We start from the raw sequence: 5752 nt of genomic DNA, 5'->3' as shown, positions 1-5752 counted from the left end.
GGTTGGGAGGGGTGCTTTGCGGTTGGTGTTATGGGTAGAGCCCTTGCCGAGCATGGCTCGGCACTACAGCGGTGGTTGCGCGCTTTAGCCTCCCTTTGCCGCAGGCAAGGGGTAGGGTTGGGTGGGTGGGTGCTTTGCTGTTGGTGTTACGGGTAGAGCCCTTGCCGAGATGGCTCGGCACCACCGGTGGGTCAGGCGGTGGGGTCTGGTAGCGGCTGCGGGTCGGCGCCGGGGGTGAAGGCGCCCGGGGTGACGTGGTAGGCCAGCATGGCGTCCATGGTCTGGCGGCTGTCGCCTTCCAGGTCGAAAGACGCAGGTTGCAGCATCGCGCCGTACAGCACGCCTACCAGGCAGGCGTGCAGGATGCGGGCGAGGGTGTCGATGCTGACGCCCTCGCGCAACTGGCCCAGTTCCTGCGCGCGCAGCAGCACGCGGCGGAAAATCTCCATTTCTTCGTCAATACTGTCGCGCTGCAGCTTCTGCATGGCCAGACTTTCAGCTGACAGGTCGTTGCGCAGCATGATCTCCATCATGTCGCGCAGGCGCTGGTCGTGGGCTATTTCAGCCACCGAGATCAGCATTGCCGAGCGCAGGTCGGCAATGGGGGTACTGCGTTCCGGCGCATAGGCATGACGCAGGCGGTTGATGAAGGGCACGCGCTCGCGGTTGATCATGGCCTCCAGCACTTCGGTCTTGTTCTTGAAGTGCCAGTACACCGCGCCGCGCGAGTAACCCGCACGTTCGCCGATCGCCGCCAGCGAGGTGCCGGCAACGCCATGCTCATGGAAACAGGCCAGCGCGGCATCAAGGATGCCTTCGCGGGTGGCTGCTGCCTCTTCTTTGGTCTTTCTGGCCATTGCTGTGTGCAAATGCTGGATGAAACCGGCCTGAATTGTAGTCGTTTACAAACATCCATGCATGTATGTATATTTCCGCAGCTTGCTCTGCAGGATGGCGGGAATGTGTGCGGTGGTGGCGGTGGTCACGGCTGTACCCGTAACGTATGCGTTACGGAAGGATAGGCACGGCCTCTCTCATCTTCCGCCCGACCCTCGAGCGCCTCTTTTCCTTATTGAGCTCCTCTCTCATGCCTGCCATCAGTCGCTACCGCCTCGTCGCGCTTTCCCTCGCACTATCCGTCGCGCTTGTTGCCTGCAAGGGCGGCGGCGAGCAGCAGCAACAAGGTGGCCCGGGCCAGGTCACGGTAGTGACGCTGAAGCCTGAAGCCGTCACCCTGACCCGCGAGCTGGCCGGCCGTGCCACCGGCTACCAGGTGGCCGAGGTGCGCCCGCAGGTGAGCGGCATCGTTGCCAAGCGCCTGTTCACCGAGGGCAGTGTGGTCAAGGCCGGTGAGCCGCTGTACCAGTTGGACGACGCCGCCTACCGCGCCCAGGCCAACAGCGCCCGCGCGCAGCTGGCCCGTGCCGAAGCCAGCGCCAATGCCGCGCGCCTGGCCGCGCGCCGCAGCAGCGAGCTGGTCAAGTCCAAGGTGATCAGCGTGCAGGACGATGAGAACGCCCAAGCCGCCTGGAAGCAGGCCGAGGCCGACGTGCTGGCCGCCCGCGCCTCGCTGGACGCGGCCAACGTGACGCTGGGCTATGCCCGCATCACCGCCCCCATCAGTGGCCAGATCGGCAAGTCCTCGGTCACCCAGGGCGCGCTGGTCAGCGCCGGCCAGGCCGAGCCGCTGGCCACCATCAACCAGCTGGATCCGATCTACATCGACGTCACCCAGTCCTCGGCCGAGCTGCTGCAGCTGCGCCGGGAACTGGCCGCCGGCCGCCTGGAAGGTGCCTCGGAACTGCCGGTCGACATCGTGCTGGAAGACGGCAGCACCTATGCCCACAAGGGCAAGCTGGAGTTCTCCGAAGTCAGCGTCGACCCGTCCACCGGCAGCTATGCGCTGCGCGTGCGCGTGGAAAACCCCGACCAGGTGCTGATGCCGGGCATGTTCGTGCGTGCCGTGCTGGGCAGTGGTGTGCGCCCGAATGCGCTGTTGGTGCCGATGCAGGGCATTGCCCGCGATGCCAAGGGCAATACCTCGGCCATGGTGGTGGATGCCGAAGGCAAGGTTGCCGTGCGTCCGGTCACCGTCAGCCGCACCGTCGGCGACAAGTGGCTGGTCGAGGATGGCCTGAAGGCCGGTGACAAGGTCATCGTCGAAGGCCTGCAGAAGATTGGCCCGGGGATGCCGGTGCAGGCCACCGAGAAGGGTGCCGAAGCCGCCAAGCCTGCCGCCGCGCCCGCCGCGGCGCCGGCTGCCAAGCAGTAAGCGGAGAACCCCATGGCTCGTTTCTTCATCGACAGACCCATCTTTGCGTGGGTCATCGCCATCATCATCATGCTTGCCGGCGCGCTGGCAATGCTCAAGCTGCCGATCTCGATGTACCCCGAGGTCGCACCGCCTGCCGTGTCCATTTCCGCCAACTACCCGGGTGCTTCGGCCAAGGTGGTGGAAGACTCGGTGACGCAGATCATCGAGCAGAACATGAAGGGCCTGGACGGCCTGATGTACTTCTCGTCCAACAGCTCCTCCAACGGCCAGGCCAGCATCACCCTGACTTTTGAAAGCGGCACCGATTCGGACATCGCCCAGGTGCAGGTGCAGAACAAGCTGCAGCTGGCCATGCCGTTGCTGCCGCAGGAAGTGCAGCGCCAGGGCATCAACGTTGCCAAGTCCAGCTCGGGCTTCCTCAACGTGCTGGGCTTCGTCTCCGAAGACGGCAGCATGGATGAGAACGACATCTCCGACTACGTCGGCTCCAACATCGTCGACCCGCTCAGCCGCGTGCCGGGCGTGGGCTCGATCCAGGTGTTCGGTGGCAAGTACGCCATGCGCATCTGGCTGGACCCGACCAAGCTGCAGACCTACAAGGTCTCGGTGGCCGAAGTGACGGCTGCCGTGCAGGCACAGAACGCGCAGGTGGCGGTAGGCCAGCTGGGCGGTGCGCCGGCGGTGAAGGGCCAGCAGCTCAACGCCACCATCAATGCGCAGGACCGCCTGCAGACGCCGGAGCAGTTCCGCAACATCGTGGTGCGCACGGAAAGTGACGGCTCCACGCTGAAGCTGGGCGATGTTGCCCGCGTCGAGCTGGGCGCGGAAACCTACGACTTCGTCACCCGCTACAACGGCAAGCCGGCCTCCGGCCTGGCCATCACCCTGGCCACCGGCGCCAACGCGCTGGAAACCGCCGAGGGCGTCAGCAAGACCCTGGACGAGCTGCGTGCCAACTTCCCGGCCGGCATGAAGGCGGTGATTCCGTACGACACCACCCCGTTCGTGCGCGTGTCGATCAAGGGCGTGGTCAAGACCCTGCTCGAGGCCATCGTGCTGGTGTTCGTGGTGATGTACCTGTTCCTGCAGAATTTCCGCGCCACCCTGATCCCGACCATCGCCGTGCCGGTGGTGTTGCTGGGCACCTTCGGCATCCTGGCGGTGCTGGGTTTCTCCATCAACATGCTGACCATGTTCGCCATGGTGCTGGCGATCGGTCTATTGGTCGATGACGCCATCGTGGTGGTGGAGAACGTCGAGCGCATCATGTCCGAGGAAGGACTGTCGCCGCTGGAAGCCACCCGCAAGTCGATGAGCCAGATCACTGGCGCGCTGGTCGGCATCGGCCTGGTGCTGTCGGCGGTGTTCGTGCCGATGGCCTTCATGAGCGGCTCCACCGGCGTCATCTACCGGCAGTTCTCGGCGACCATCGTGTCGGCGATGGCCTTGTCGGTGCTGGTCGCCATCGTGCTCACTCCGGCGCTGTGCGCCACGATGCTCAAGCCGCTGAAGAAGGGCGAGCACCATGTTGCCCACAAGGGTATCTCGGGCCGCTTCTTCAACTGGTTCAACAACGGCTTTGACCGTACCAGTGGCACCTACCAGCGCGGCGTACGCGGCATCCTGCATCGCCCGGGCCGTTTCATGGCGGTGTTCCTGGCGCTGGCGGTGGTGATGGGCCTGCTGTTCGCGCGTCTGCCCAGCTCGTTCCTGCCCAATGAAGACCAGGGCATCTTGATGGCGCTGGTCAATGCACCGGTGGGCGCCACCCAGGAGCGCACCCTGGAGTCGATCTACAAGCTGGAAGACCACTTCCTGAAGAACGAGAAGGACGCGGTTGAATCGGTGTTCTCGGTGCAGGGCTTCAGCTTCTCCGGCATGGGCCAGAACTCGGGCATGGCCTTCGTCAAGCTCAAGGACTGGGGCGAGCGCAGTGCCGACCAGGGGGTGGGCCCGATCACCGGCCGCGCGATGGCGGCGCTGGGTCAGATCAAGGACGCCTTCATCTTCGCCTTCCCGCCGCCGGCCATGCCGGAGCTGGGCATTGCCTCGGGTTACACCTTCTTCCTGAAGGACAACAGCGGCGCTGGCCATGATGCCCTGGTCAATGCCCGCAACCAGTTGCTGGGCATGGCGGGCGAAAGCAAGCTGCTGGCCAACGTGCGCCCGAACGGTCTGGACGACACCCCGCAGCTGCGCTTGGACATCGATGTGGCCAAGGCCGGTGCGCATGGCCTGTCGCTGGATGCGATCAACAGCACGCTGGCCACGGCGTGGGGCTCGAGCTACATCGATGACTTCATCGACCGCGGCCGCGTCAAGCGCGTTTACGTGCAGGCCGACGATGCGTTCCGCATGAACCCGGAAGACTTCAACGTGTGGACGGTGAAGAACAGCGCCGGCGAGATGGTGCCGTTCTCGGCCTTCGCCAGCCAGCGCTGGGATTACGGCTCGCCGCGTCTGGAGCGCTACAACGGCGTGTCGGCGCTGGAAATCCAGGGCGAGGCGGCACCGGGTGTGGCCTCCGGTGATGCCATGCTGGAAGTGGAGAAGCTGGCCAAGCAGCTGCCACCGGGCTTCAGCATCGAGTGGACGGCCGTGTCCTACCAGGAACGCGAAGCCGGTTCGCAGACGCCGCTGCTGTACACGCTGTCGCTGCTGATCGTGTTCCTGTGCCTTGCCGCCCTGTATGAAAGCTGGAGCGTGCCGACCGCGGTGCTGATGGTTGCCCCGCTGGGTATCCTGGGTGCGGTGCTGGCCAACACCATGCGCGGCATGGAGCGTGACGTGTACTTCCAGGTTGCGATGTTGACCACGGTGGGCCTGACGTCGAAGAACGCGATCCTGATCGTGGAATTCGCAAAGGAGCACCTGGAGAAGGGCGCGGGTGTGATCGAGGCGACGATGCATGCGGTGCGCGACCGCCTGCGTCCGATCGTGATGACCTCGCTGGCCTTCGGTCTTGGCGTGTTGCCGCTGGCAATCGCCTCGGGTGCGGGTTCGGGTGCGCAGCGCGCCATCGGTACCGGCGTGTTGGGCGGCATGGTGGTGGGCACCTTGCTGGGCCTGTTCTTCATCCCGTTGTTCTTCGTGGTGGTGCAGCGGGTGTTCAACCGCAAGCAGCTGGCCAGCAACAACGACCTGCCGCCGCAGTAACGGGGCAGGGTAGCGACAAGCAGAAGGCGCCGAAAGGCGCCTTTTGTTTTGGTCCTCGTTTGTGGGAGGCGGCAGTTGGTAGTGCCGAGCCATGCTCGGCAGGGGCCTTACCAACAGAGCCAAAAGCCGAAAAGCCCGCCCCTCCCCAACCCTTCCCTTGGCCTGCGGCCAAAGGGAGGGGGCAAAGGCGTGTAGTGCCGAGCCATGCTCGGCAGGGGCCTTACCAGCAGAGCCAAAAGCCCAAAAGCCAAGCCCTCCCCAACCCTTCCCTTGGCCTGCGGCCAAAGGGAGGGGGCAAAGGCGTGTAGTGCCGAGCCATGC

3 protein-coding genes are annotated in these 5752 nt (G+C 64.9%); 2 read left to right on the top strand and 1 reads right to left on the bottom strand.

What is annotated here, in order from left to right; translation table 11 throughout:
• Positions 1-191: 191 nt before the first annotated feature.
• Positions 192-857: a TetR family transcriptional regulator gene (locus B2527_RS07480; protein ID WP_293707508.1), complete on the bottom strand. Its 666-nt coding sequence runs from the start codon at positions 855-857 to the stop codon at positions 192-194.
• A gap of 230 nt (positions 858-1087) precedes the next feature.
• Between B2527_RS07480 and B2527_RS07475 the strand changes: the two genes are divergently transcribed.
• Together B2527_RS07475 and smeE are read left to right on the top strand one after the other, a co-directional pair.
• A complete protein-coding gene (locus tag B2527_RS07475) occupies positions 1088-2272 on the top strand; it encodes an efflux RND transporter periplasmic adaptor subunit (protein WP_293707506.1) in 1185 nt (394 codons plus the stop codon).
• A gap of 12 nt (positions 2273-2284) precedes the next feature.
• Complete coding sequence (gene smeE / locus B2527_RS07470; RefSeq protein WP_293707504.1) at positions 2285-5431, top strand: multidrug efflux RND transporter permease subunit SmeE; 3147 nt, start codon at positions 2285-2287, stop codon at positions 5429-5431.
• The last annotated feature ends 321 nt before the right edge of the window (positions 5432-5752 follow it).

Source organism: Stenotrophomonas sp. UBA7606 (assembly GCF_002477705.1).
GTDB lineage: Bacteria > Pseudomonadota > Gammaproteobacteria > Xanthomonadales > Xanthomonadaceae > Stenotrophomonas.
The sequence above is the reverse complement of the archived record's forward strand: the minus strand, read 5'-3'. Positions and strand labels throughout refer to the sequence as shown.